This is a genomic window from Pseudoclavibacter sp. VKM Ac-2867 (assembly GCF_015351275.1).
Classification (GTDB): Bacteria; Actinomycetota; Actinomycetes; order Actinomycetales; family Microbacteriaceae; genus Pseudoclavibacter.
In genome coordinates this window covers 37,625-62,387 of the sequence record NZ_JADKSL010000017.1, presented here as the reverse complement: position 1 = coordinate 62,387, position 24,763 = coordinate 37,625, and the positions used below count along the sequence as shown (strand labels likewise).

Here is a 24,763-nt window from a genome sequence, read left to right as displayed (position 1 = left end):
ACCATGAAGACTTCTGACTTCGCCACCGTCGGCGACCGGTCCGCACCTGTTCCCCCGCATCTCGAGCTTCGACAGGTGGCGAGGATCGCAGCGAGCACTCACGGGCTCGACGTGCGGAGCGCGAGTGCGCTCGGAGGCGAGTGGGCCAGCAATGCTCGCCTCGACCTTTCCGACGGGACCAGTCGGATGTTCAAGGCGGTTGGGGCACGCGACGCTCATCACGCCGAGCAGCTGCGCGCGCGCCTGGAATGGAGAAGCTCCCTGGCCCGCACGGCGGCCACCGTAGGAATCCCCGCCGCCCTGCCGGAGCCCTGTCTCGTCGGTGGCGATGTCGCGATCCTCGAGCACGACGACTCGACGCTGCTCGTCGTCGTCTCCGAGTGGATGCCCGGCATCCCGTTCGCGGAATACCGCCCGACCCCGCTGAACGCCGCGTCGACCCGTCGCGAGATCGGTCGGGCAGCAGCCGCGATGGTCGAGGCGCTCTCGGGACACCCGGGCTCGCAGGAGGATATCCAGCACGAATGGGCCTTCGAGACGATGCCTGAGACGATCCGGGGCGCCCTGGGAACGGACGCTGCGCGCACGAGGATCTCCGAGACGGACCGCTCTTGCGTCGAGAGGCTCATCAGCCGATTCGAGGGGCTGCATGAAGTCGTGCTCGCAGCACCGCACGGCCTCACGCACCACGACTTCAACGATTTCAACCTTCTCGTCGATCCCGAAACAGGCCACCTCACCGGTGTCGTGGACTTCGACGACGCTCGACTGGCGCCGCTGATGTCCGAGGTGAGCATCGCAGCGGCGTACGCGATGCTGGGAGCAGACGCAGACCCGCTCGCGGCGCTCAGCGACGTCGTCGACGGCGCGTCGGAGGTGCGCGCGTGGTCCGATGACGAGGTGTCGGCGATCTTCGCGGGCGCGGCCGTGCGTCTCTGCCTGAACGCGGTGGTGTGGACCGTGCGATCCGAGGGTCACAACGCGAGCTACGGAGCCGCACGCATGGCACGCACCTGGCCGATCGTGCGCCTTCTGGCAGCAACGGGGGTCGAAGACGGCACCGAGGTTGTGCATGGGACGTCAGCTGGTCGCGCAGAATGATCCCATGACCGAGGCAGCAGTCCCCACCCACGCGTCCACGGAGAACAAGGAAGCTCTCCGCGGCGCTGAAGGCACCGCGGAGTCGATCGCGACGCTGCTCGGGGATGAGATCTACCAGGGCAAGCACGCACCGGATGCACCGCTGCGGGAGATCGCGCTTGCGACCCGACTGGGGGTCTCGAGGCGCTCGGTCCGGGAGGCGCTCCTCCTCTTGGAGCGCCGAGGCCTGGTCCTCCACGAGCACAACCGCGGCGCGCGAGTGCGCCGCATGCGCCAGGCCGATGTCCTGGATCTGTACCGCGTCAGGCGCATCCTCGAGGTGCAGGGTGCCCGAGCGGCGCCAACCGCATCCGTCGCAGCACGCACCCACCTGGCCCGTGCGTACGAGACTCTCGTGGCCAGCGGCGAATCGAACGACTCCTTCGAGATCATTCGTGCTGACCTCGCCTTCCACGGTGCCGTCGTCGGGCTCGCGGACAGCCCTCGCATCGACGAGTTCTTCCGCCACATCGGCGATGAGATGCGGTTCGCGATCGCCCTGCTCCGCGAGGACGAGACACGATCGGGAGTGGCTGACATCGACGTCGTCGCCGACCACTCGGCCATCTACCGGCACCTGCTGGACGGGGACGTGGTGGAGGCGCAGCTCGCGATCCTGCAGCACATCGAGTTCAACGAGCGCCGACTCCTGCGGCTCGTCGCAGCCTGATCCCGAGGGCAAACGCTCGACACCATCGCCGCAACGAAAGCCGCTGGCGGAGCACCCGAGAGCGCCGTGGGCTGGACCCGTCGGCGCAACCACAAGGAGTCCCGATGAAGATCACGACCACGACCCTGGAGATGCTCGAGCAGCCCCGAGACGAGCCTCGGGCGTTTCCCGACGACGTCCGCCTCGACCGAGCGAGTTCGATCTCGCCGGAGTACGCACGGTTCCTCTACGGACTTGTCGGCGGGCCATGGTTCTGGACCGAGCGTCTCGACTGGACGAGGCACCGGTGGGTGGATGAGCTCGCCGAGCCCGGCACCGAGTTCTGGATCCTCTACGGCGACGGCAATCCGCTCGGTTACGTCCACCTCCAGCCGAAGCCGTCCGACAAGGGGACCGAGGTGGAGATCCGATACTTCGGCCTCGCCGAGGCGGCCCAGGGTCGCGGCCTCGGGGGACGATTGCTCGAGCACGGCGTACTCGCCGCGTGGACGCTGTCGGAGCGCGCCCAGCTCGCACCCGTCTCACGGGTGTGGGTGCACACCTGCACCCTCGACGGCCCGCTCGCCCTGGCGAACTACCAAGCACGTGGATTCGTGATCACCGGAACCGAGGAGACCTTCGAGGACCTCCCAGATCGACCGGTCGGGTCCTGGGTTTCCACGGGTGGGCGGGCCGCGGCTTCCGACTGACGCCGACGCAGCCTGCAGGAGAGCGTCAATGGGCACCATGCCACCAGCAGAACGCGAAGCGGCCTCCTTCCACGTTCGTCGGGGAGGGAGGCCGCTTTCTCTGCTCTTACTGGACGGACCAGCCGCCGTCGGAGGCCAGGACGGCCCCATTGATGTTGACGCCGTCGTCCGACAGCAGGAACGTGATGGACGCCGCGAGCTGCTCCGCAGTCGCGATGGTCGGGATCATCGCCTGGAACGGCTGCAGACGCGCGGAGCCCTGCTCCGACATGTTCGGCGGCATGGGGATGCCGGTCGCGACGCCGCCCGGTGCGACGGCGTTCACTCGGATGCCCTGAGGTCCGTACATGAAGGCCGAGGACTTCGTGAGCCCGATGATGCCGTGCTTCGAGACGGTGTAGGCGTTGCCCGAGCTGTTGCCGCGCAGCGCGGCCTCGCTGGCCACGTTGACCACCGATCCGGCACCGGCCTCGAGCATCGTCGGAAGCACGGCCCGCAGCACCTTGAACGCACCGGTCAGGTTGATGGCCAGGACTCGGTCCCACACTGCGTCGCTCGTCTCGTGCGCCGGCGAGAAGTCGTCGTTGATGCCGGCGACGTTGGCAAGCGCATCGATGCGGCCGTCGGCGGCCGCCACGATGGCGTCGACGTCCGCCTGGACCGTGATGTCTGCGCGGACGGCCACGATGTCGGCGCCTGCATGACTCGCGACGAGCTCCTCGAGGCGCTCCTGCGAGACGTCGACGGCGACGACCCGACCACCCTCCCTGGCGACCCGGGATGCGGTTGCCCGGCCGATGCCGGATGCGGCGCCGGTGACGACGACCGTCTTTCCGGCGAAGCGGCCCGCGAACACGAGCTCGCCCTGCGGACCGGCATCGGGCTCCGGAGCGACGCCGCCGTTCGCGGCGAGGACGAGGTCATCCACAACGGACTGCGGCATCTGCCCGCCGCTGGCGGCGACGAGCTGCTGCAGCGGAAGACTGCGCATGGGAGCGAGCATCGCAGGGTCCGTGCCGGACTGCTCGAGGAGCGATCGGATGAGCGGGCCACCGGCCGGGTGGTCGAGCCACTGGCCGATGCTGGACTGTGCGGTGATGGGCGTTTCGCGGGTCATGTGTGCTGCTGCTTTCTCTCGGTGGACCGACGTCAGCTCATTTCTGAGAGCATCGTCGTCGTTGGGGGCGGGTCGGAGGACGGGCGTCACGCAGTGACCGGCGCCCGCCGACGCTGTTCCCTGATCGGCGAGATGGTGAGCGTCGCGGCGGCGACGAGAATGGCAGCGGCCACCCACACCATCGCGTACCCGCCGGTGATGGCGACCATCACCGCGGCGAGCGCCGGAGCCATGGACTGCCCGAGGTTGGTGGCGACGATCGACAGGCCGAGGTCGCGGCCGGCTCGCTCGGGGTCGGGGAGCACGTCGATGAACATCGCGTTGTCGACGGGGAGGTAGATGCCGAACGCGAGCCCCGTGAGAATCGCCTGCGTGAAGAGGCCTGGCAGCGTGGGTGAGATGAGCGGCACCGTCATCGAGACCGCCATGAGCAGGGATGCGGCGATGATGAAGGGCTTGCGCCGCCCGACGCGGTCGGACCAACGGCCCGAGACCGTCACCGCGATCAGGGTCGCCGGCAGCGAGGCCATGGAGATCAGCGGCGCCGTGGCGGACGCCTGCTCGGCACTCAGGGCCGGGGTGATGTAGCTCTGGAGCATGTAGAGGGACAGCACCGTCGAGGTGCTGTAGCCGAAGAAGAAGAGTGCGCGTGAGATCCAGAGCCAACGGAAGTCCCGCGCCTTGAGTGCGCTGGCGTATCCCCTGATGAACTCTCCCCAGCGGAACGGCTGCCGCTGCATCTCAACGGAGGACTCGTCACGGTTCCGCACGACGAACAGGACGACGGCGAGCGCGAAGAGCAGGGCCAGCACGAAGTAGAAGTCGAGACCGATCATGCCGAACAGCGCCCCGGCCCCGATACCTCCGAGGAGTCCGCCGACGATCGCGCCGAGACTCGTGTACGAGGTCACACGGCCGCGGCGCTCGCGCGGCACACGGTCGGCGACCGTCGCCTGCAACGGGGTGCTGACGACGTTGATCACCAGTTCGGTGAAGGTCCAGAGCACGACCAGCACGGCGATGGACGGAGCGTACCTGACGGCGACGAGCAGCAGCGCGCCCAGGAGACCCGCGTACAGGATCCAGGGGGCTCGGCGTCCGAGCCCAGAACGCGTCCGGTCAGAGAGCACTCCGATGACGGGCTGGAGGAGCATGACGACGATGGCGCTGACCGTCGTGACCACGGCGAGGCTCGCTGCGCGCGCGGTCTCGAAGTCCGTGAGGATCTCGAGCTGCCGTGTCTCGTCCGTCGTCGGCTGGACCTCGCCAGCTGCGACGGCTCGGCTGAGCTCAGTCAGCGCCGTCAGATCGACACCTGCATCCGGGCCCACGAACAGCCGTCCGAATTCCAGGAGCTGCACCTGGTTCGGCATGAGGATTCCGTTGACCGAGGCCCAGATCGCGGAGATCACCAGCGCGACAAGGAGGTACCAGCGGATGTACCTGCTTGTCGGCTTCTTCTCTTCGTAATGGATCGCGATGGAGGTCGTCCAGCGTCGCTCCTCCTCTTGGGGAGCCCTGGTCGTTTCAGGTCTGGAGTCTCGTCGGATGCGCCGTTGCATGATGCAGCAATCCAACCACTTCGCGATCCATTTGGCAATCGGTTGTCAAAGACTCTCACGCAAGAACCGTCGGCGTGCGCATCGACAGGACCCGTCCCGACCACCAGAGGCCCGCCGGCACCTACTCTGCCTGCGCTCGGACCGCCTGCTCGATGGAATCCAACGTGCGCGTGACCTGCATGGTGGCGTCCGGCGCGTGCAGGTGATGCACCAGTGCACCGTCTGAGATCGTGCTCTCGACCTCGCGGAGCATCGGCTGGTAGCCGTTCCCCACTCGCGGGAACTCCACGAGCTCGGGCGTCGCGAAGATCCGCTCCGCTGAACCAGCGTGGATGCGGGCCCTTGTGCCGGCCCAGAACATCGCCTCGAACTCGACCCACCCCCGTTCTCCGCTCACCGCCGCCGACAGGTCCAGGAACTCCGTCCCCGACCATGCCAGCTGAGCGTGTGGGGTCGCGCCGAAGCGCAGCACGGCCGAACCACGGATATCGACGCCGTCGAGCAGCGTCCCCTCTGCATAGCCGACTCCGCCCTCGCCCAGCAACCAGTGCGCGAGGGTCACGGTGTAGATGCCGCGATCCCGCAGGGCGCTTCCGGCCTGCGCAGGGCTCGTGCGCCCACCACGTGCATGGAAAGGCGTGCCGAAGCTCGCCCTGACCGAGCTCACCTCACCCAGCAGACCCGCTGCAACACGTCGTTCGATCTCCGTGTGCAGCGGATTGAATTTCATCCACATTGCCTCCATCGCGAAGAGGCCCTGCGCTGCCGCGACATCGAAGATCTCGCGCGCCTCAGCGGCCGACATGGCAATCGGCTTCTCGATGAGCACGTGCTTTCCTGCCCTCAGCGCCTGCACGGCGATTTCGCAGTGCGTCTCTGAGGGAGTGGCGATGTAGACGACGTCGACGTCCCCGCGCCCGAGCAGCTCAGCGAGGTCGTTGGTCCACGATGGGATCCCGAACTCGGCGGCGAACAGTCCCGCACGCTCCTCGGATCGCCCCCAGACAGCCGTGATGGAGCCCATCGACACCTCGCGCAGATCCGCGATCACTCGCCGCGAGATGTCCCCCGTGCCGATGACGGCCCAGCGAAGCCCCGAGGCGATCATCCCGTCGACCACGGACCGGACCGAGCCTCCGCGGTGCTCTCGCGCACGATGAGCTTCGTCGCGAGGGGTTCGTCGACGGCGACATCCGCGTCGTCATCGATCTGCCCGAGCAGCTTCTCAACCGCAAGTTGCCCCGCAAGGACAAGCTGGGCCCGAACAGTCGTGAGCGCTGGCACGATGAGCTCACTGCCGAAGATGTCGTCGAAGCCAGCCACGCTGAGCGAGCCGGGCACGTTGACACCTGCGGCAGCGGCCGACTGGATCACGCCGATCGCCATGAGGTCGTTGAAGGCGATGACCGCCGTGGGGCGCGCTGCGATCACGCGACGCCACGCAGCCCGGCCACCCTCGATCGTCGGAGGATTCGGCCCGATCTCGACCAGCCCGACATCGAGTCGTTCCGCGACGTCAAGGAGGATCTCCCACCTGCGGCGGCTGATCCAGGAGTTCTCCGGGCCGGAGAGGTACGAGACAGTGCGGTGACCGTGCCCGACAAGATGCTCGAGGAGGTCGGTGACACCTGCCTCGATCTCCGGCAGCACGCTCGCGACGCCGCCGATGTCGCGGTTGATGGCGACGAGGGGCTTGCGAGCAGCGATCTCGGAGATGCGCTCGTCGTCAAGACGGGTGGTCGCCAGCACGAGTCCGTCGACGCTCGGCAGGACGCGGGAGATGGCCTCGGCCTCGTTCGCCCCCGACTCCTGGGACTCGGTGATGATGAGCGTGTACCCGGCGGCCGAGGCCGCCTGCTCGGCCCCGCGGACGATACCGAAGAACATAGGGTTCGTGATGTCCGCGACGACCAGCGCGAGCGTGTGCGTCCGACCCGTCGGCAAGGCACGAGCCATGGGGTTGAACCGGAACTCAAGTCGCTCTGCCGCGGCGCGGATGCGCTTCTCCGTCTTCGCGCTGATGCGCCCCGGCTTGCTGAGCGCCCGCGAGACTGTCGACGGGTTCACCCCCGCCAGCTCGGCGATGTCGTAGATGGTTGCAGTTCCGCCCCGCTTCTGCAGCCTCGCTGCGAGCTCAGGTGGCAACTCGTCGGGCAGCGCATCCTCCGCGTCGAGGGCGCTCCTCTGCTCAGCTGGCATGCTGGGCGTATCGCTCGACTGCCTCGTCGACGATCTCCTGGACGGTGCCGCTCACGTCGAGCGCGAACCCCGTCTCGTCCGAGTCGAGGGGCTCCAAGGTGTTCAGCTGCGTATCGAGCAGGCTCGCTGGCATGAAGTGCCCTTCTCTCAAGACCGCACGCCTCGCGAGGAGCTCCCGGCTGCCGACCAGGTGCACGAAGACCAGACCGGCTGCCCGCGCGCGCATGCGATCGCGGTAGACCCGGCGGAGCGCCGAGCATGCGACAACTATGCCACCTGCCCGACTCTCCGCCTCGATCCTCGCTGCCACGTCGTCCAGCCACGGCCAACGGTCTTCGTCTTCGAGCGGAATCCCCTCGGCCATCTTCTCGATGTTCGCCGCCGGATGCAGGTCATCCGCATCCACCCACCGCGTGCCGAGCCTCGCGGCCAGCCCCGACGCCACCGAGCTCTTTCCGGCAGCGGAGACGCCCATCACGACGATGCGCGGCCCCCCGGCGCCAGCGAGAGGTGGATCACCAGTCATGGACGGTTCCGTCGTGCAGCCGGTTGAACGGCAGATAGGCCTGCACATACGGGTACTTGCCTGCTTCGTCCACGTCGAGCTCGACGCCCAGCCCGGGAGCGTCGCCGGGGTGGAGCATGCCGTTCTCCCACGTGAAGCTCTGCTTGAAGACCTGGTCGGTCTTCGCACCGTGCTTCATGTACTCCTGGATGCCGAAGTTGTGGATGGAAAGGCCGAGATGCATCGCGGCCGCCATGCCGACGGGCGAGATGTCGGTCGGACCGTGCATGCCCGACTTGATCTGGTACTGGGAGGCGTAGTCGAGGACCTTCTTGAGGTGCGTGATTCCGCCCGTGTGCGTGACCGCGCTGCGCACGTAGTCGATGAGCTGCTCGCGGATGACCGTCTGGTAGTCCCAGACGGTGTTGAAGATCTCGCCGATGGCCAGCGGCGTGGTCGTGTGCTGCCGCACGAGGCGCAGCGCCTCCTGGTTCTCCGCCGGCGTCACGTCCTCGAGCCAGAACAGGTCGTACGGCTCGAGCGACTTGCCGAGGCTTGCTGCCTGGATGGGGGTGAGCCGGTGGTGGGCGTCGTGCAGCAGCGGCAGCTCCGGGCCGAACTCATTGCGGACCGCCTCGAAGACCGTCGGGACGTGACGCAGGTAGCTGCGGGTGTCCCAGTCCTCCTGGTTGGGCAGCGCGCCCCGCTGGGCGGGCTCGTGGTCGTAGCGCACGCCCTTGTTGCTCTCGTAGGTGGCATTCGAGGCGATCCCGTAGATGGACTTGAGGCCGGGCACCCCTGTCTGCACCCTGATCGCCCGATACCCCTGCTCCTGGTGCGAGCGAATGGAGTCGAACACCTCCTCGGTGGTCTTACCGGAAGCGTGCCCGTAGGCGAGGAGCCCCGTGCGCGAGGCTCCACCGAGGAGCTGGTAGACGGGCATCCCCGCGGCCTTGCCCTTGATGTCCCACAGCGCCATGTCGACGGCGGCGATCGCGGCCATCGTCACGGGGCCGCGTCGCCAGTACGCGCTCCGGTAGAGGAACTGCCAGGTGTCCTCGATGCGGTGCGCGTCGCTGCCGAGCAGCAGGGGCACGACGTGCTCACTGAGGTACGCGACCACGGCCAGCTCTCGGCCGTTGAGGGTCGCATCGCCAATGCCTGTGAGCCCGTCGTTCGTCGTGAGCTTCAGCGTCACGAAGTTCCGGTCGGGACTCGTGACGATGACTTCTGCCTTGTCGATGATCATGATGATTCCTGTTCCTTCGCGCTTGTCGCGGCTCAGTCGTCACTGCCGGGCTTGCGGCCGTCGAGCCCGCGCCAGCGTCGGCGGAGCTCATGGGCGGCGGCCTTCGGCTTGCGGTCGCGGGTGAAGACCCCCTTGCGGTTGCCTCCCACGCGATGGAGACCGTTGGTGGTCGCGAAGTCGGCGAAGTTCCAGACCTGCTCGCCGACGAACTCTGGCAGGCGGTCGAAGACGCGGTGGTACATGGCGAGGAACGAAGCCTGGTACTCCTCCGTCCACACCTGATCCCAGACCGAGTGGAGACCCTCCTGAGTGTCCGCGCCGTACTCGGACATCATGATCGGCTTGCCGGTGCGCTCGATCCAGCCTCTCAGGTCGCCCTCGAGCATGAGCTCCGCGCTTGCGAGGTCCCCGGCTGTCACGTACCAGCCGTAGTACCGGTTGATGCTGACCACGTCGAAGAGGTCGATGATCTGGTCGTTCTTGAACGTCGCGAACATGACGAGCGAGTACGTGATCGGTCGCGTCGGGTCCAGCTCGCGGACGAGGTTCACGAGCGGCTCGAAGTACTCGCGAGCTCCATCCTCGTTCGAGGCCGGCTCGTTCGCGATCGACCACATGACCACCGAGGGGTGGTTCTTGTCGCGGGTGATGAGCTCTCGCAGGTGCTGCTCGTGCGCCGCCTGCGTCCGCTCGTTCGCGTACTGCTCGGAGAAGGTCGGGAACGGGGGTGTTCCCGACATGCCGCCGACGACGCCCATGTTCAGGCCAACGGCGGCCGTCTCGTCGATCACGAGGATGCCGTGGCGGTCGGCGAACTCGAGGACCTCCTCGGCGTACGGGTAGTGAGAGGTGCGGAATGAGTTCGCGCCTGTCCACTCGAGGAGCTGGAAGTCATGCACGAGGTAGGCGTTGTCGTGCCCCTTGCCCCGCACCGTCGTGTCCTCGTGCTTGCCGAAGCCGGTGAAGTAGAACGGCTCTCCGTTGACGAGGAACTGGGCCCCGCGCACCTCGACCGTGCGCACGCCGACGGGGACCGGGTAGCTGTCGACGATCTCGCCACCGTCGAGCGCTTCGACCGTGAGCTCGTAGAGGTAGGCGGCGCCCGGCTGCCAGAGCGTCACATCCTGCACGGACAGCACGCCAGTTGCGCCGTCGGCTGTAGCCACCACTGCTCCGGATGCGTCCGCGAGTCGCACACGCACGTCAAGTCCGTCGGCTGCGTCCACCCGGTAGTCGACGGCACCGACCTCGCCTTCGAAGGTCGTGCGCACCGTGACGTCGCTGATGCTGCGCACGGGCACGCTGTGCAGCGACACCGATCGCGCGAGGCCTGCGTAGTTGTAGAAGTCGTGGAAGTACGTCTGCTTGCGCTTCCCGTCGAACCCCACCTCGATCTTGCCCGGCGGGATGGTCTCGTTCGTGAGGTCTCCGCTGACGGCCACGGTCAGCCGGAAGGCGGAGCCGGCGGGTGCCAGGTCGGTGATGTCGATGTCGAAAGGCGTGTATCCGCCCACGTGCTCGCCCACGAGCTGGTCACCCACGTAGACGCGTGCGGCGTGTGTTGCCGCGTCGAAGCGGAGTAGGACCCGCTCGTCTGTCCAGCCGCGGGGCACCCGCACCTCCCGCTGGTAGTAGACCCAGCCGACGTGGTCGCGAATCTCAGGGTCGGTGAAGAGGTCGTTGTAGGACGCGGGAACCGCGGCCTCGAGCGGCGTCTGCAGCGGGCCAGCCCATGGCTCGTCGCCGAGTCGGGTGTCGATGCCGAACTTCCAGACGCCGTCGAGGTTGACGAGCTCGCGGGTGGGTGTGGGCTTTGGCTTCAGCATGTGGGCCTCTCTGCGCTTCATTGCGATGTGGTGTGGGTCGAGTCAATCAGAAAACGAAATGTTTGGCAATCGGTTGCACTAGGTCGAATCAACGCACACCGGTGGCCCGAGTGGCGATGATGCCGCCCCCGAGAACCGCCAGCAGCGCCGATGCTGCGTAGAGCACCGTGAAGTTCTCCTCGCCGCCGCCGACGAGCAGGAGCAGCGGTGCGAGCAGTGGGGCGAGCACGCCGGGAATCTTCTGCGCGAAGAGCGTGATTGCCATGTACCGACCGGCCTGCGACTCCCGGTCCGGCAGGACATCAAGCACGAGGGCCTGGCCCGCCGTCGAGAACAGTGCGATGCCGAGCGAGCTGATGAGCATGCCGATCAAGATGGAGGTGAAATCGCCGGCGAAGGCGAGCACGAGACTCCCTGCGCCGAACAGGAGCGAACCAAGGAAGACGAACGGTCGCCGGCGACCCAGGCGGTCGCTGAGCCAACCACCGCCCAGCGAGCCGAACGTGGCCGTGATCATGCTCAACGCCGAGACGAGCGCCATGACTCCGACCACGTCTGCCACTGCCAGGTCGAGACGCTGCGCGATGAAGTACACGGTGAAGCTCGTCGTCGCCGTCAACCCCAGGAAGAACACGAACCTGCCGAGCCAGGCCCAGGCGAAGTCCGGTGCCGCACGGGGGCTGAAGAGGAAGCTCCGCAGCACCATCCGCAGGGTCAGGCGCTCCTCCTCCAGCGTCATCCCGCGAGTGTCATCCTCGGGCGCGAAGACGACGAAGAGGCCGACCAGGACCAGTGCCACACCCGCTGGCACCAGGAAAGCGAGGTCCGTGCGTCCACTGAGCGGAGCGACGACGAGCATCCCCACGACCGGCGAGACCTGCATGGCCAATCCTGTTGCGCCGGACACGGAACCGCGCTGCCTGGCCGGAAGACGGTCGGCCTGCCAGTTGCCGATGGACCCGGTCGCCGTCCCCCAGCCCGCGGCCGCGACCACCCAGCCGAGGGTGAGCACTCCGACGTTCGGCGCTGCGATCATGATCGCGACCGAGAGCAGCCCGAGGGCGAGACCTGCGACCGTGAACGGCCTCCGCCGCCCGAAGCGCGTCCGAGTTCGGTCGCTCAGGATGCCCGAGAGCGGTGCGACGACCAGCGTCGTGGCCGAGCCGACACCCAAGACGATCCCGAGCGCGCCCACTTGCCCCGGAGCGAGCTGGTCGAGCCGAACCGCGAGCGTGTACGTCATTGGCACCAGCATCGCCATGCCCGCCCCGAAGGTCGCGGCGACGACGAGGACAACCGCCCACCAGGGGACAGGGTCGCGACGAATCGCAGCCCCGCCCTCCGGGGTGAGTTCGGCCACAGCGAGGACGCCGGTCAGCCGAGTTCGTTGCGGACTGCGACAGCTCCAAGCCAGGCGAGGCTCGGCTTCGGTGTGCGCTCGAAGGTCTCCCGATCCACCGCGACGAGCCCGAAGGTCGGCTCCCAGTGACCCCACTCGAAGTTGTCCAGGAGCGACCAGTGCAGGTAGCCGCGTACGTCGATACCGTCCTGCATCGCCCGCTGCAGCCCCTGCAGCGCCTCGTCCGTGTAGCGGATGCGCTGCTCGTCGTCCGAGGTGGCGATGCCGTTCTCGGTGACGACCACCGGCACTCCCCCGGTGACGTCCCAGGCATGACGCACGGCCATCTCGAGGGCATCGGGACGGTACGCCGTACCCACGAGCGTGTTGTCCGGGCGGTCAGGGTGCGGCACGAGCCCATCGGCGTCGACCTCCTGACTCGAGTAGGCCTGCACACCGACCCAGTCGTCACCGCGGCTGCCCTCCCAGAAGACATCCTCCTTGCCGTAGCGGATCTCGAGCATCCGCGCCTCGCCGCCGGGCTGGGCCGTCAGGGCGCCCGCAGCGATGGTCCAGCCGACCTTGGCGCCAGTCAGCTCACGCACGACGTCCCGGGCGGCGTGGTGGATCTCGACGAACCTGCGACCGATCGCAGGGTCCGCGCTTGCAAGGAAGTTGCGGGATGAGCGCTTGCGGTCTTCGTCCGACTGCTCGGTGTCGACGGTCGGGCTCTGCCAGGTCGCGTCCTGCTGCTGACTCATGCGCTGCATGGCAGTCATGATCGCCGCCTGCATGTTCGGCTCGTTCATGGTGGCGACCCACTCGACATCCTGCAGGATGCCGCACGCCTCTCGAACGAATCGGGTGAAGATCTCGAGCGCATCCGGGGATGACCACCCGCCCTGTTCGGCGAACCAGTTCGGGGTCGTGAAGTGCTGGAGCGTGATGACGGGCTCGAGGCCGAGTTCCCGACAGGTGTCGATCATGCGGCGGTAGTGCGCAAGCTCCGCCTTCGAGAACCGACCGGGCAGCGGCTCGATGCGAGCCCACTCGAGCCCGAACCGGTACGAGGTGAGCCCGGCATCAGCGAGGAGCTGCATGTCCTCGCGGTACCGGTGGTAGCTGTCGCACGCGTCGCCAGAAAGCTCCATGCCGGGCATCTGCTGCTCACGCACCCACCAGTCGCTGTTGACGTTGTTGCCTTCGATCTGATGGGGGGCGGTCGCAGCGCCCCACAGGAATCCAGCTGGGAAGTTCGTCATCGGACACCCTCTTCTCTTCGATCCGGGATCACGGTTTTGACAACCGGTTGCACGACCGTAGCATAAACTAGTGAACATCTACGACTTTGGGGGATGCCATGGCCGAGTATGCAAAAAGCGCGCGCATCCGCGCTGGGATCGTCGACGCCTGCGCCCGTGTGTTCAGGGAGTCCGGGTTCCACGGCACGTCCATGGCCCAGATCGCCCGCGACGCCGAGGTCAGCTACACCGGTCTCCTGCACCACTTCCCGCGCAAGGAGCAGCTCCTGACCGCGGTCCTCGACGTCGAGGACCAGCGGCGCGCCGAGTTCCTGCGCGCACACCGCACCTTCTCAGCTGAGGCCGACCCGGTGCAGGTGCTCCGCGAGCTCAGCACGATGCTCCTCGACCGCAAGACGGAGCCGGGGCTCATCCAGCTCACGGCCGTGCTCGTCGGCGAGGCGACGAGCACCACCCATCCTGCCCACCAGCACTTCGTCGAGCGATTCACGAATATTCGCTCGTTCATGACCCGCCTGTTCACGAGCCTCCACGAGCAGGGGCGAACCTCTGGGCCGCTCACCCCTGCGGAGATGGCGGCCGTCACCATCGCGACCATCGATGGCCTCCAGACGCAGTGGCTGTTCGCCCAGGGTGAGATCGACACCGAGAAGCTCGTCCGCGGCGTGCTCTCGATGCTCGTGCCCGAGCTCGCTCAGGACGCCGATCGTGGCGAGTAGCTGAACCGTCGCACTATGACGCCGTCGCCGAGAGCTTCGACGCCAACCACGCGGCCCGTGAAACCGCCGGCGACCTCAGTGGAGAGGTAGCGCCCGTCCACTGCCGCCAGCTCCTGATAGAGGCCGGTGGACGACCACCCGAGGCTGATGGTGTCCGGTCCGATCCGGGATGCGGAGACGCGGTGCTGCGGCGCCACCCGGATCGACAGCGCAAGGTCCCCAGCCGGCAGCGGTGTGGAGTGCAGCACCTGCTCGACCGGCCCCACGACCATGTGCACCTCGAGGCGGCCGTCGAGTCGTCGCACTGCCACGCGGTGGAGCTCGTCGATACGCACGCTGAGCGCCAGGTCACCATCGGCCGCGACATCAACTTCCCATTCGTGATCCTGAACTCGGCAGGCGAGGAGAGCAGGGACCGCATTCCCATCCACAGCCGTCTTCGCGAGGCGCAGACCGTTGGCGCTCGGCTGGGCGAAGCTGGTGGGATCGATGCCCGGCGCGACCCAGCGAGGGTCGAGGCCTTCTCCGCGGAACTCGTCGGTGAATTCGAGCTGCCCTGCGGGCGCCTCGAAGCGGGCTTCGTCGACAACCGGCCAGCCATCGGCCCAATCGATACCGACCAGGAACGTCTCCCGGCCGAGCACGTGCCAGCGGGGGAAGGAGCCGAGCGGCCGAGTCCCCAGGTGCACCATCGCCCAGCTGCCGTCGACGAGCTCCACGAGGTCGGCGTGACCGGTGGACTGGACGGGATCGCTGGTACTCCGATGGGTCAGGATCGGGTTGGCCGGATTCGCTGCATAGGGGCCGTCGATGGAGGCGGCTCGGGCGACGGTGACCATATGCCCGGGGCCGGTACCTCCCTCCGCGGCGAGCAGATACCACCATGAGCCGCGCCGGATGATGTGGGGGCCCTCGATGTTCGATCCACCGGTGCCATTCCAGAGAGCGACCACCTCACCAAGCGACTCGCCGGTGTGCGGGTCGATCGGCATCTGCGAGATCCCGCCTCGAATGACGTCGCTCCACGTCAGGTGGCAGACGTCGTCGTAGTCCCAGGCGATATCGGGGTCGATGCCGATCGCGCCGGGGATGCGAACGGGCGTACTCCAGGGACCCGCCGGGTCGACGGCGGTGGAGAGCAGGTGCCCCTCCGCGACGCTGTGGATGCTCGTCGTGATCAGCCAGAAGCGCCCGTCGTGGAATCGGAGCGTCGGCGCGTAGATCCCTCCGCTCGCCCCGTCGATCCCGGGCCGGACGTCGAGCTGCTCGCTCGTGGTGAGCGCGTTGCCGACCTGAGTCCAGGTGCGCAGGTCGGCACTCTCGAAGATCGGAACCCCCGGGAAGTACTCGAAGGACGAGTTGGCGAGGTAGTACCGATCGCCAACCCGGCAGACGGTGGGGTCCGGATAGAAGCCGGCGAGGATAGGTGCGCCGCTCATGCTGTGGCCGCCTCGGCGAGTCGGTGCCGCTCCTCACGCCGGGCGCGCTGGGCGATCGGGTCGGCGACGGGGGCCGCTAGGAGCAGCTTCTTCGTGTACGCGTGGTCTGGGTCCTTGGTGACCTTCGCAGCAGGACCGGTCTCGACGAGATCGCCCCGGTACAGCACCGCGACACGATGGCTGATGTGCCGCACGACGGAGAGGTCGTGGGAGACGAAGAGGTAGGCGACTCCCGTTGCGCGCTGGATCTCGATGAACAGGTCGAGGACACGCTCCTGCGTCGAGAGGTCGAGCGCCGAGACGGGCTCGTCGCAGACGATCAGCTTGGGCTCGGGAGCAAGAGCGCGGGCGATGGCTACACGTTGGCGCTGGCCGCCGGAGAACTCCCTCGGGAGACGTTCGATCGCGTTCGAGGGGAGCCCCACCTGGTCGAGGAGCACTCTGACTCTCGCTCGCGCATCCTTTCCCGATGCCCCCTCGACGACAAGCGGTTCCGCGAGGATGTCGCCGATCGTCATCGATGGATTCAGCGAGGTGTACGGGTCCTGGAACACCACCTGGATGTCCTTCGACAGTGCGCGTCGGGCGCGCACCGGCAGATGGTCGATCCGCTGCCCGTCGAAGTCGATCTCGCCCGCGGAGGGCTGGACGAGCCCCAGCACGGCACGACCGATGGTCGTCTTGCCGGAGCCCGACTCACCCACGAGGCCGAGGCACTCTCCGCGGCCGACCTGGAGCGAGACACCGTGCAGGATCTCGACGGGCTTGGCCCGCCACCCCCGGCCCGGGAAGGCGACTTTCAGGTCGCGGACATCGAGCAGCGTCATCGTGTGTGCCTTCCTTCTGCAGCCGCCACGGGCGGGTCGGCTCGCACGGTCTCCTCGTCGAGGATCGCTCCGAGAAGCATCTTGGTGTAGTCGTGCTGGGGCCGCAGGAAGATGTCGATGGCAGAACCTGTCTCCAGGACGACACCGCTCTGCATGACCGTGATCTTGTCGCAGACATCCGCGACGACGCCGAAGTTGTGCGTCACGAGCAGCACAGCCATGTCGAGTTCCTCCTGCAGGTCGCGCAGGAGATCGAGGATCTCGGCCTGCACGGTGACGTCGAGTGCCGTGGTCGGCTCATCGGCGATGAGCAGCTTGGGTCGGCTCGCGATCGCAGCGGCGATGAGCGCACGCTGGGCCATGCCACCCGAGATCTCGAACGGGTACGAGTCGAAGGTGCGCTGGGGGTCTGCGATCCCGCAGCGCTGCAGGAGCTCCAGGATGATCCGGTGCGCTTCAGCCTTCGAACCTCCGATCGCCGCCCGCACACCCTCGACGAGTTGCGCGCCGACTCGGAAGTTCGGGTCGAGGTTCGACATGGGCTCCTGCGGGATGTAGGCGATCTCGGTGCCGCGGACGGCGCGCATCTCTCGGTCGGTGAGTCCGATGAGCTCGCGTCCATCGAATCTGATGGAACCACCGACGATGACGGCCTCGGGAGGGAGGACACCGAGCGTTGCGAAGGCGGTCTGCGACTTGCCGGAGCCGGACTCTCCGACGAGGCCCATGATCTCGCCACGGCGCACGTTCAGGGAGAGACTGTCCACGACGACGTTGAGCTCACCGCTCGGGCTCGGGTAGGCCACCATGAGGTCGCGGATGCGCAGGAGGACTTCGCGCTCACCTTCTGCAGGCTCTTCCTCGGGAAGATCTTCGATGACCCGCTGGCCCTTGCCCATCTTCACGGCCTTGGGCTTGGAGCCCTCGAGCGTGTCCCGGAGCGCGTTGCCGAGCAGGACGAGGCAGGCGGTGATCACTCCGAGCGTGAGGCTCGGCCAGAGGAACTGGGTCGGCTCGATGTACAGGTTGCGGAATCCGGACGCGATCATGGCGCCGAAGCTCGGGATCTGCACGGAACCGACTCCGAGGAACGCGAGGCCTGACTGCACGGCGATCGCAGATCCGGCCATGAACGCGCCCGCGATGATGATGGGCCCCCTGATGACGAAGAGGACGTGACGGCTGAGGATGCGGACGTTGCCGAGACCTGAGACTCGTGCCGCGTCGACGTACAGCTCGTTCTTGACGCCGAGCACCAGGTTCCGCACGATGCGGTAGACGCCAGGCGCGAGGAGGACGCCGAAGATCAGCATCGTGACCCGGTAGTCGCCGCCTGTGACCGGCATGAGGATGATGAGCAGAAGCACACCAGGGAAGGTCATGATGAGGCTGAAGAGCCATTCGGTGGCCCCCTGCAGCCTGCGGCCGAAGTAGCCGCCGACCAAGCCGGCGATGACGCCGACGAGGAGCGCCATGCTCGTTCCGATGAGGGCGGAGATGCCCGCCGTGTTCACCGAGTGCAGCAGGCGGGTCCAGATGTCTCTGCCTGCCTCATCACCGCCGAGCGGGTAGCCGGGCGTGCCGACAGGTGCGTTCACCATGCTCAGGTCGGCCTCGTTCGGGCCGTGCTGGGTGAGGAACGGCGTGAGCACGCCGAGCGCGAAGATGATGAGGAGGATGGATGCAGTGACGACTGCCTGCGGATCCTTGAGCAGGCGCCGCCAGATCGATGTTCTGGCGACCTCGGCAGCGTTCTCGACGGTGGCGATGGTCTCGGTGGATGGGACGGCCACCGCTTCGGTCTTCGGGGGTTGTTCGAGACTCAATTGACTCTCGCTCTCGGGTTGAGCCAGCCGTTGGCGAGGTCGGTGGCGAGGTTGACGACGGTGACGAGGATGACGCTCCAGGCGGCGACGCCGAGGATGACGGGGATGTCGCCTTGCAGCGAGGCGTTGAAGGCGAAGCTGCCGTAGCCGGGCAGGGCGAAGACGTTCTCGATGATCAGCGCGCCGCCGAACATCTGGATGAACTCGAGGGACATGACCGTGAGCGCCGGTCCACCCGCGCCGCGGAGCGCGTGCTTGAGCACGATCGATTTCGAGGAGATCCCTCGGGTGCGCAGAGTGCGAACGTAGTCGCGGCGCAGCTCGTCGATCATGCGGCCGCGGACCTGCGCCGCCATGTTGGCGACGCCGCCGATCGTGAGCACGATGACGGGGATGGTGATGCTGCGGACCCATCCCCCGAGATCTTCCGTCGGCGGGGTGTAGCCGGTCGCAGGAAGCCACTTGAGCTGGACAGCGAAGATCACGACCAGTCCGATCGCGAGGAGCAGCGCCGGGATGAGGTACCCGACGAGCGAGATGCCCTGCGCGAAGCGATCCACGAAGCCCCCGCGGGAGGCGGCCCACACACCGAGCACGGTGGAGAGCACGACGGTCAGCGCGAGCGCCGGAACGATGAGCGCCAGCGTCACCGCAAGGCGCTGCAGCACTGAAGGCAGCACCGGAAGGCTGGTGTAGACGGACTGCCCGAAGTCACCCTGAAGCGCGTGCAGGAGCCAATCGCCGTACTGGACGATCGCTGGTCGGTCCCAGCCTCGGGCCTGCATGAGCGCCGCGACCGTCTCCGGTGTCGCGGATGGCCCGAGGATGGTGCGAGCGACGTCCTCGAAGGAGGTGCTGAGCAGCATGAAGGTGATGAAGGTGACCAGCAGCGCGAGTATGACGCCGGTGCCGAGTCGCCGAAGAATGTAGGTGGTCATTGGTGCCTCCAGGGCTTTGCGGGGCGGTGGGAGCTCCCACCGCCCCGCGGCGCGTTACTCGGCGATCTTGAACAGGCGCCAGGTCGACAGCGTGTTCGCTTCTGCCTCGAAGACGATGCCGTCAGTGGTCACCCAGTTGGAGCCGGTGAAGACGATGGGGATCTGGAAGGCCTGGTCGACGGTGTAGGCGTTGAGCTCCTGGTAGGTCGGAACCGCATCCTGGAACTCGATCGTGCTGTTGATCTTCGCGAACAGCTCGTCGATCGTCGGGTCCGTGAAACCGCGCGGGTTGCCGAAGCCTGACGCCGAGAAGTTCGTGGCCGCATCTGCCGGGTCGGAGCTGAAGCCCAGGATCTGGTACGAGAGTCCGTACTGGCCGGAGGAGACCGCCGACTGCGCCTGCTGCGGGGGCACCGTCACCCACTCGATCTCGAGCCCGATGTCGGTGAAGGCCTGCGACAGAACGGGCTCGATGCTCGTGGTGAGGAAGGTGCTGGGGATCTGGAACTTCTCTCCCGCGAAGCCCGCCTCCTCGACGAGCTTCTTCCCTGCTTCCGGGTCGTAGGCGTAGGTGTCGTCGAGGCCCTCGTCGTACGCGCTGCCGTACGGGCTGAACATCTGCTCCGTCACGCGGCCGGTGCCCTGGTAGATGCCGTCGAGAACACCCTGCCGGTCGATGGCCAAGCTGATCGCCTGCCTGACTCGGGGGTCACCGAGCGCTGGCCACTGCTCGCCGGCACGGTCGAGCACGTTCAGGTAGGCGACAGCCACCGCATCGATCGTGGTCGTCGTGTACTGCGAGGCGTCGAGCTGGCCGAGAAGCTGCGCCTGCACGGTCGTCGCGTTGATCTCCCCAGACTGCAAGGCGTTGAACGCCGCCGTCGGATCCTGGAGAACCCGGACGGTGATGGATGAGTACGGGATGTTCTCCGCGTCCCAGTAGTCATCGCGCTTGGTCAGCACGTAGCTGCTGCCCGGCACTGTCTGCGCGGTATCGAGGACGAAGGGGCCGGAGCCGACCGGGTCGGTGGCAGTGCGCTCCTCGTCCATCGTGGCCGGGTCGCCGATAGCCCCGGGGCCCTGGGCGAGGTTCTCGACGAACTGCGGGTCGAACGACTCGAAGGAGACCTGCACGGTCTTGTCGTCAACAGCTGTGACGTCGGTGACGAGCTTGAATCGGGGCTGCACCTGTCCCGGCGTCTCCTTGGACCTGAGCATCGTCGCTGCGACGGCTTCCGCAGTGACCGGGTCACCAGAGCTGAAGGTGAGCCCGTCGCGCAGCTTGAGCGTGAGCTGCGTGCCGTCTTCGTTGTACTCCCAGGACTCGGCGGCGTTCGGCTGCAGTTCACCGCTCATCGGGTCTCGTTTGAGGAGCGTGTCGAAGAGAGCGCTCCAGACGAACATCTGCTGCCCGTCCACGAGCTGCGAGGGATCAAGCGAGTTTGGCGGCGAGACCGCCGACACCTTCAACGCGACCTCCGGTTTGCCACCGGTTTCCGCGACATCACCGCTTGAGCATCCGACAAGCGCAAGGGCCGCTACGAGCCCGGTGGCCAGCGCAGCCTGCCACCCGGGGCGGCGCTTGTTTCTGGCATCAGTGGTCATAATTCAAACTCCTTTGTAAGAACTTCCATCTCAGCCGCCACCACCATCCAACGACGGGATGTGGTGGCAACGTTGCGTTCAGTAAAGCACTCGGGGGTCGATTTGACAACCGATTGCCAAATTGACCTCGAATCAGAGCGTGAAGCCGCGCTGGTAGTCGGAGACCTTCGCGTCGACACGAGCGACGAAGTCACGATCTTCGGCAAGACCATCACTGACTGCAGCGATGAAGTCCGTCGTCGGAGTGGCTGCATCCGAGCCGGAAAAACCGGGAACGAGCCCTCGACTGGCGGCAGCTATCCATGCCGCGATTGCCGCCGCGCAGCCGTCCGCACGCCTCCCCGCCGCCAGCTCGAGCTCCGCGACCGGAGAGATGCGGAGCCGCACCTTGGTCGAGGAATCGGCTGCGATCTGCGCGAGACGGTGCTCGATGCGCGGGTTCTCGAAACGGCCGATGAGGGCCTCGCGATACTCGGCAACCATGAGATCCGCTGGCAGATGGCGCTCCGCCTCATCCCAGAGGAGCCCTACGGCACGGAGACACGCACTGTCGTTGATCGCCTGGGCGACGGTCCGATGCCCACGCAGCTGACCGAGCGAGGCAAGCAGCGTGTGGGCGCCATTGAGCATCCAGAGCTTTCTGGACTCCCATGGGGCGAGCTCGTCGGTGAATCTGGCGCCCGCGGTCTCCCACATCGGGCGACCGGCCGGGAAATCGCCCTCGAGCACCCAGTCCGAGAATGGCTCGGCGACCACAGGCGCGAGGTCACCGTAGCGCGAGGAGAGGCGCTCCAGCTCCTCGCCGGAGAGGCGCGGCGTGATGCGGTCGATGGACGTGGAGACGAAGGAGACGTGCTCCTCGCACCAGCCGACCAGCCCGGGGAGGACCTCCGCCATCTGCAGGAGCGCGGCTCGGAGCAGCGCTCCATTGTCCGGAATGTTGTCGCAGGAAATGAGCGCGATCGCGCCGCCTTCGCTGCGGCGCCGAGCTTCGAGTCCGAGCGCGAGCTTTCCGAGGGCAGTCGTCGGCTTGGCGCCCGCGGCAGCAGCCCCTCCAGCAGCACGCAGGATCTCCAGATCCGAGAGCACCTCGGGGTCATCCGAGTCCAACGTGCCATCGGCGACGAGACAGTAGCCGCGCTCCGTGATGGTGAGCGTCACGATCGCCGTTGCCGGACTCGCGAGATCCGCGACGAACTCGTCGACCTGTCCCCCCGGATGCGCGCGGACCACGCTGTCTACTCGAGTGGCAGTGTCCACATCACTGCCCCGCTCGACCAGCGTGTACACGCCGTCTTGACGCTCGAGAGCGTCCGAGAGCTCGTGGCTGCGCCCGGTGTACGCGCTGATACCCCAGCTCTCGTGGTCCTCCGCTCGCGAGGTGTACCAGGCCGTGTGCGATCTGCTGAATGCCCCCAGCCCCAGATGGACGATCCGAACCGGGGGTGCAGGCTGGTCACGGAGGAGCACTCTGCGCGCTTCCTGTTCTGCTGTTGTCATAGCTTGAAGACTCTCCTTGGCTGGGGCCCGACGAGGTCGTCGATGACCCGTTGGGCAGTGGTCATGGCGATGCGCTCCTCGACGACAAGGCGTGCCAGGTATGCAGCGTCTGCTCGCCTGGCGGTGTCGTGCCTTGCTGGGATCGAGAGGAACGCGCGGGTGTCATCGACGAAGCCCGACCCACGCGAGAAACCTGCGGTCTCCGTGACGGCTGCACGGAAGCGCTGCATCGCGTCAGGCGCATCGAGGAACCACCACGGTGCGCCGACGTAGACGCTCGGGTAGAAGCCCGCCATCGGTGCCAGTTCGCGCGAGTACACAGCCTCATCGACTGCGAAGAGCACCAGATGGAGGGACCGCTCGAGTCCGAATCGCTCGAGGAGCGGGCGGAGTCCGCGAACGAAGTCGGTCTGCCGCGGAATATCGTGTCCGCTGTCCGCCCCGAATCGTCGATGCGTGACCGAGCTGTGGTTTCGCACGACCCCGGCGTGGACAGTCATGACCAGACCGTCCTCAACGCTCAGCTCGGCCATGCGCAAGAGCATGTGTCCGCGAAACATCCGTCTCTGCGATTCATCAGCGGTACCCGAGAGCACACGCTGGAAGAGCTGTTCGGCATCGTGATCCGAGAGATCGACGGTGTACGGCTCCTCGACACCGTGATCCGTGGAGACCGCACCGTGACGGATGAAGTACTCCCGACGCTGGCGAAGCGCATCCAGATAGCCGGCGAATGTCGCCGGACTGCCGGTAGCCCCGAGGAGCTCCGGGACGCAGGTTCGAAAGCCCTCCTGATCTGGATCGAGGTACCGATCGGGGCGAAATGTGGGCAAGACTCGGCCGGGGAGACTGCTGCGAGCAATCGCCGCGTGGTGTTCGAGCCCGTCGAGTGGGTCATCAGTCGTCGCGAGCACTTCAATACCGAACCGCTCGAACAGAGCCCTGGGCCTGAACTCGGGAAGCTCGAGCTTGAGTTCTATCTCGTCGAAGATGGAGTCGGCAGTTGTCGGGCTCAGATCGCTGGTGACACCGAGTACTTCGATCAGCTCTTCGCGAATCCAGTAGCCGGAAGCAGTGCCTGCGAACTTGTCCCAGTGCTCAGCGAACAGCCGCCACGCTGAACGAGGTGCGACGACGTTCCCTCCGACTCCGAGTTCCGAAAGCGCAACGCCGGAGGCATGGAGCAGACGCGTCACGTAGTGATCGTGGGTCACCAGCAGCTCGGTGGGATCGGCGAACTGTCGATCCTCCGCCAGCCACGCGACGGGCACGTGTCCATGCGGCGACAGGATGGGCGCTCTTGCCACGCTGTCGTAGAGGTCTCGCGCGACGCTTCTGGTGGTGGGATCTGCAGGAAAGAGCCTGTCCCGGTCTGCGCGAGCCTCGGCGGCTCCCGATTCCGGGTTGACCCCGGTCGCCGAGACGAGACTGCCGCGGCCTGCGGTCTCACGAGTTGCAGATGATTGCGGCCTCGGCATTGAGGGCTCTCACTTTCTCTGGAGGACTGGGCTGAACGCCCTCGGGTAGTGAAACACAGATTCCAATCTAAGTGCAACCGGTTGCCGAACTGGGTGACGAGTGTCAGACTCGGGCATATCCCAACCACCCAAGAACCGGAGGCTGTCATGCGTGTCCTCGACGCACTTGGTGCGGACATAGCTGGCGGATACCTGGAGCCGGGGACGGTCCTCACGCTCAACGATCTCCAGGAGAAGTACTCCGTATCCAGGACCGTGGTCAGGGAGGCCACCGCAGCCCTGACCTCGCTGCATCTGATCGAGGCTCGACAGCGCGTAGGCCTCACGGTGCTTCCCGAGAACTGCTGGGACTCCCTCCACCCGAAGGTGCTGCTCTGGCGCCTCTCCGGCCGGAAACGGCAGACAGGGCTGACGGCACTCCGACAGCTGCATGCCGCAATTGCCCCAGCAGCCTCGGCACTGGCAGCCGCGCACGCTTCGAGCGTGCAACGCCTCGAGATCCTGGCCGCCGGCTCCCGAGCCGATGCTCACCGCGGCGAATGCGTGACCTTTCACGAACTCGTCCTGCTCTCCACGGGGAACCCCCTCATGCAGTCCTTCGCACCAACACTCGCGCACCTTGCCGACCCCGCCGACTGTCCGACCGTGACGCCTGGAGCCTCGATCGAGTTCGCCGTGCACTCGCGAGTCGCGCGAGCCATCGTCGACGGGAGCGAAGCCACCCACGCCTTGACTGGCACCCTGTTCCCGCCGCCCACGACTTCACCCACCCAGTGAATACCCAGGGAAATTACTTAGCTTCAGGTTAATTGTTCTCAAGGAACAAGACACGATCCGAAGATGCCTCGGTCGCGCGCCAGCTACGGCGGCGCC

Annotated in this window: 21 protein-coding genes; 5 read left to right on the top strand and 16 right to left on the bottom strand. The window is 66.7% G+C overall.

Features of this window, described 5'->3' with window-relative positions:
• Positions 1-3 precede the first annotated feature (3 nt).
• The 3 genes from ITJ67_RS15355 to ITJ67_RS15345 all read left to right on the top strand — a co-directional run bounded on the left by ITJ67_RS15355 (position 4) and on the right by ITJ67_RS15345 (position 2,499).
• Positions 4-1,101: a phosphotransferase gene (locus tag ITJ67_RS15355; RefSeq protein WP_194678221.1), complete on the top strand. Its 1,098-nt coding sequence runs from the start codon at positions 4-6 to the stop codon at positions 1,099-1,101.
• Between the two features lie 4 nt (positions 1,102-1,105).
• On the top strand, positions 1,106-1,810 hold the full coding sequence (locus ITJ67_RS15350; RefSeq protein ID WP_160074531.1) for a GntR family transcriptional regulator: 705 nt from the start codon (positions 1,106-1,108) through the stop codon (positions 1,808-1,810).
• Between the two features lie 104 nt (positions 1,811-1,914).
• Entirely contained in the window at positions 1,915-2,499 is a 585-nt protein-coding gene (locus tag ITJ67_RS15345; RefSeq protein ID WP_194678220.1) for a GNAT family N-acetyltransferase, read from the top strand.
• A 106-nt stretch (positions 2,500-2,605) separates the two neighbouring features.
• Here the strand turns inward: ITJ67_RS15345 and ITJ67_RS15340 are convergent, their stop codons facing one another.
• The 9 genes from ITJ67_RS15340 to ITJ67_RS15300 form a co-directional block, all read right to left on the bottom strand.
• Positions 2,606-3,616, bottom strand: a complete 1,011-nt coding sequence (locus ITJ67_RS15340; RefSeq protein ID WP_194678219.1) for an SDR family NAD(P)-dependent oxidoreductase — start codon at positions 3,614-3,616, stop codon at positions 2,606-2,608.
• A gap of 86 nt (positions 3,617-3,702) precedes the next feature.
• A complete protein-coding gene (locus ITJ67_RS15335; RefSeq protein ID WP_194678218.1) occupies positions 3,703-5,178 on the bottom strand; it encodes an MFS transporter in 1,476 nt (491 codons plus the stop codon).
• 121 nt (positions 5,179-5,299) lie between these two features.
• Positions 5,300-6,298 carry a Gfo/Idh/MocA family protein gene (locus tag ITJ67_RS15330; RefSeq protein ID WP_194678217.1) on the bottom strand — a complete coding sequence of 333 codons (999 nt, stop codon included), beginning with the start codon at positions 6,296-6,298 and terminating at the stop codon, positions 5,300-5,302.
• Positions 6,283-7,377 carry a LacI family DNA-binding transcriptional regulator gene (locus ITJ67_RS15325; protein ID WP_194678216.1) on the bottom strand — a complete coding sequence of 365 codons (1,095 nt, stop codon included), beginning with the start codon at positions 7,375-7,377 and terminating at the stop codon, positions 6,283-6,285. The genes ITJ67_RS15330 and ITJ67_RS15325 overlap by 16 nt, the downstream gene beginning before the upstream one ends.
• Positions 7,367-7,903, bottom strand: coding sequence for a gluconokinase (locus ITJ67_RS15320; protein WP_194678215.1), 537 nt, complete (start codon positions 7,901-7,903; stop codon positions 7,367-7,369). Before ITJ67_RS15320 ends, ITJ67_RS15325 begins: the two co-directional genes overlap by 11 nt.
• Positions 7,893-9,131 carry a D-mannonate dehydratase ManD gene (manD, locus tag ITJ67_RS15315; RefSeq protein WP_194678214.1) on the bottom strand — a complete coding sequence of 413 codons (1,239 nt, stop codon included), beginning with the start codon at positions 9,129-9,131 and terminating at the stop codon, positions 7,893-7,895. The genes ITJ67_RS15320 and manD overlap by 11 nt, the downstream gene beginning before the upstream one ends.
• 32 nt (positions 9,132-9,163) lie before the next feature.
• Complete coding sequence (uidA, locus tag ITJ67_RS15310; RefSeq protein ID WP_194678213.1) at positions 9,164-10,957, bottom strand: beta-glucuronidase; 1,794 nt, start codon at positions 10,955-10,957, stop codon at positions 9,164-9,166.
• An 88-nt stretch (positions 10,958-11,045) separates the two neighbouring features.
• Positions 11,046-12,317 (bottom strand): MFS transporter, encoded by a 1,272-nt coding sequence (locus tag ITJ67_RS15305; RefSeq protein WP_194678212.1) that lies wholly within the window; start codon positions 12,315-12,317, stop codon positions 11,046-11,048.
• 14 nt (positions 12,318-12,331) lie between these two features.
• A complete protein-coding gene (locus ITJ67_RS15300) occupies positions 12,332-13,558 on the bottom strand; it encodes a family 1 glycosylhydrolase (protein ID WP_194678211.1) in 1,227 nt (408 codons plus the stop codon).
• Between the two features lie 98 nt (positions 13,559-13,656).
• Between ITJ67_RS15300 and ITJ67_RS15295 the strand changes: the two genes are divergently transcribed.
• Positions 13,657-14,277, top strand: a complete 621-nt coding sequence (locus ITJ67_RS15295) for a TetR/AcrR family transcriptional regulator (RefSeq protein WP_194678210.1) — start codon at positions 13,657-13,659, stop codon at positions 14,275-14,277.
• On the opposite strand, the gene ITJ67_RS15290 is transcribed toward ITJ67_RS15295, so the two are convergent.
• The 7 genes from ITJ67_RS15290 to uxaC form a co-directional block, all read right to left on the bottom strand.
• Positions 14,253-15,716 carry a glycoside hydrolase family 43 protein gene (locus ITJ67_RS15290; RefSeq protein ID WP_194678209.1) on the bottom strand — a complete coding sequence of 488 codons (1,464 nt, stop codon included), beginning with the start codon at positions 15,714-15,716 and terminating at the stop codon, positions 14,253-14,255. The two genes, ITJ67_RS15295 and ITJ67_RS15290, sit on opposite strands and share 25 nt — an antisense overlap.
• Complete coding sequence (locus tag ITJ67_RS15285; protein ID WP_194678208.1) at positions 15,713-16,543, bottom strand: ATP-binding cassette domain-containing protein; 831 nt, start codon at positions 16,541-16,543, stop codon at positions 15,713-15,715. The genes ITJ67_RS15290 and ITJ67_RS15285 overlap by 4 nt, the downstream gene beginning before the upstream one ends.
• Positions 16,540-18,336 carry a dipeptide/oligopeptide/nickel ABC transporter permease/ATP-binding protein gene (locus tag ITJ67_RS15280; protein ID WP_323741482.1) on the bottom strand — a complete coding sequence of 599 codons (1,797 nt, stop codon included), beginning with the start codon at positions 18,334-18,336 and terminating at the stop codon, positions 16,540-16,542. Before ITJ67_RS15280 ends, ITJ67_RS15285 begins: the two co-directional genes overlap by 4 nt.
• Before the next feature lie 29 nt (positions 18,337-18,365).
• Positions 18,366-19,307, bottom strand: a complete 942-nt coding sequence (locus ITJ67_RS15275) for an ABC transporter permease (RefSeq protein WP_194678207.1) — start codon at positions 19,305-19,307, stop codon at positions 18,366-18,368.
• Positions 19,308-19,361: 54 nt separating this feature from the next.
• Positions 19,362-20,912 (bottom strand): ABC transporter substrate-binding protein, encoded by a 1,551-nt coding sequence (locus ITJ67_RS15270; protein WP_194678206.1) that lies wholly within the window; start codon positions 20,910-20,912, stop codon positions 19,362-19,364.
• 132 nt (positions 20,913-21,044) lie between these two features.
• Positions 21,045-22,412, bottom strand: a complete 1,368-nt coding sequence (locus ITJ67_RS15265) for a mannitol dehydrogenase family protein (protein WP_194678205.1) — start codon at positions 22,410-22,412, stop codon at positions 21,045-21,047.
• Positions 22,409-23,890 (bottom strand): glucuronate isomerase, encoded by a 1,482-nt coding sequence (gene uxaC / locus ITJ67_RS15260; protein ID WP_194678204.1) that lies wholly within the window; start codon positions 23,888-23,890, stop codon positions 22,409-22,411. Before uxaC ends, ITJ67_RS15265 begins: the two co-directional genes overlap by 4 nt.
• A gap of 147 nt (positions 23,891-24,037) precedes the next feature.
• Here uxaC and ITJ67_RS15255 point away from each other — a divergent pair, with 147 nt between their 5' ends.
• On the top strand, positions 24,038-24,667 hold the full coding sequence (locus ITJ67_RS15255; protein WP_194678203.1) for a FadR/GntR family transcriptional regulator: 630 nt from the start codon (positions 24,038-24,040) through the stop codon (positions 24,665-24,667).
• The last annotated feature ends 96 nt before the right edge of the window (positions 24,668-24,763 follow it).

Excerpts from the sequence above, each read along its gene's own strand:
- ITJ67_RS15300 (WP_194678211.1), bottom strand. The coding sequence starts at position 13,558 with ATGACGAACTTCCCAGCTGGATTCCTGTGGGGCGCTGCGACCGCCCCC.
- ITJ67_RS15345 (WP_194678220.1), top strand. The coding sequence starts at position 1,915 with ATGAAGATCACGACCACGACCCTGGAGATGCTCGAGCAGCCCCGAGAC.
- ITJ67_RS15270 (WP_194678206.1), bottom strand. The coding sequence starts at position 20,912 with ATGACCACTGATGCCAGAAACAAGCGCCGCCCCGGGTGGCAGGCTGCG.
- ITJ67_RS15255 (WP_194678203.1), top strand. The coding sequence starts at position 24,038 with ATGCGTGTCCTCGACGCACTTGGTGCGGACATAGCTGGCGGATACCTG.
- ITJ67_RS15355 (WP_194678221.1), top strand. The coding sequence starts at position 4 with ATGAAGACTTCTGACTTCGCCACCGTCGGCGACCGGTCCGCACCTGTT.
- uidA (WP_194678213.1), bottom strand. The coding sequence starts at position 10,957 with ATGCTGAAGCCAAAGCCCACACCCACCCGCGAGCTCGTCAACCTCGAC.
- ITJ67_RS15275 (WP_194678207.1), bottom strand. The coding sequence starts at position 19,307 with ATGACCACCTACATTCTTCGGCGACTCGGCACCGGCGTCATACTCGCG.
- ITJ67_RS15320 (WP_194678215.1), bottom strand. The coding sequence starts at position 7,903 with ATGACTGGTGATCCACCTCTCGCTGGCGCCGGGGGGCCGCGCATCGTC.
- ITJ67_RS15265 (WP_194678205.1), bottom strand. The coding sequence starts at position 22,412 with ATGACAACAGCAGAACAGGAAGCGCGCAGAGTGCTCCTCCGTGACCAG.
- manD (WP_194678214.1), bottom strand. The coding sequence starts at position 9,131 with ATGATCATCGACAAGGCAGAAGTCATCGTCACGAGTCCCGACCGGAAC.
- ITJ67_RS15325 (WP_194678216.1), bottom strand. The coding sequence starts at position 7,377 with ATGCCAGCTGAGCAGAGGAGCGCCCTCGACGCGGAGGATGCGCTGCCC.
- ITJ67_RS15290 (WP_194678209.1), bottom strand. The coding sequence starts at position 15,716 with ATGAGCGGCGCACCTATCCTCGCCGGCTTCTATCCGGACCCCACCGTC.
- ITJ67_RS15335 (WP_194678218.1), bottom strand. The coding sequence starts at position 5,178 with ATGCAACGGCGCATCCGACGAGACTCCAGACCTGAAACGACCAGGGCT.
- uxaC (WP_194678204.1), bottom strand. The coding sequence starts at position 23,890 with ATGCCGAGGCCGCAATCATCTGCAACTCGTGAGACCGCAGGCCGCGGC.
- ITJ67_RS15285 (WP_194678208.1), bottom strand. The coding sequence starts at position 16,543 with ATGACGCTGCTCGATGTCCGCGACCTGAAAGTCGCCTTCCCGGGCCGG.
- ITJ67_RS15350 (WP_160074531.1), top strand. The coding sequence starts at position 1,106 with ATGACCGAGGCAGCAGTCCCCACCCACGCGTCCACGGAGAACAAGGAA.
- ITJ67_RS15340 (WP_194678219.1), bottom strand. The coding sequence starts at position 3,616 with ATGACCCGCGAAACGCCCATCACCGCACAGTCCAGCATCGGCCAGTGG.
- ITJ67_RS15295 (WP_194678210.1), top strand. The coding sequence starts at position 13,657 with ATGGCCGAGTATGCAAAAAGCGCGCGCATCCGCGCTGGGATCGTCGAC.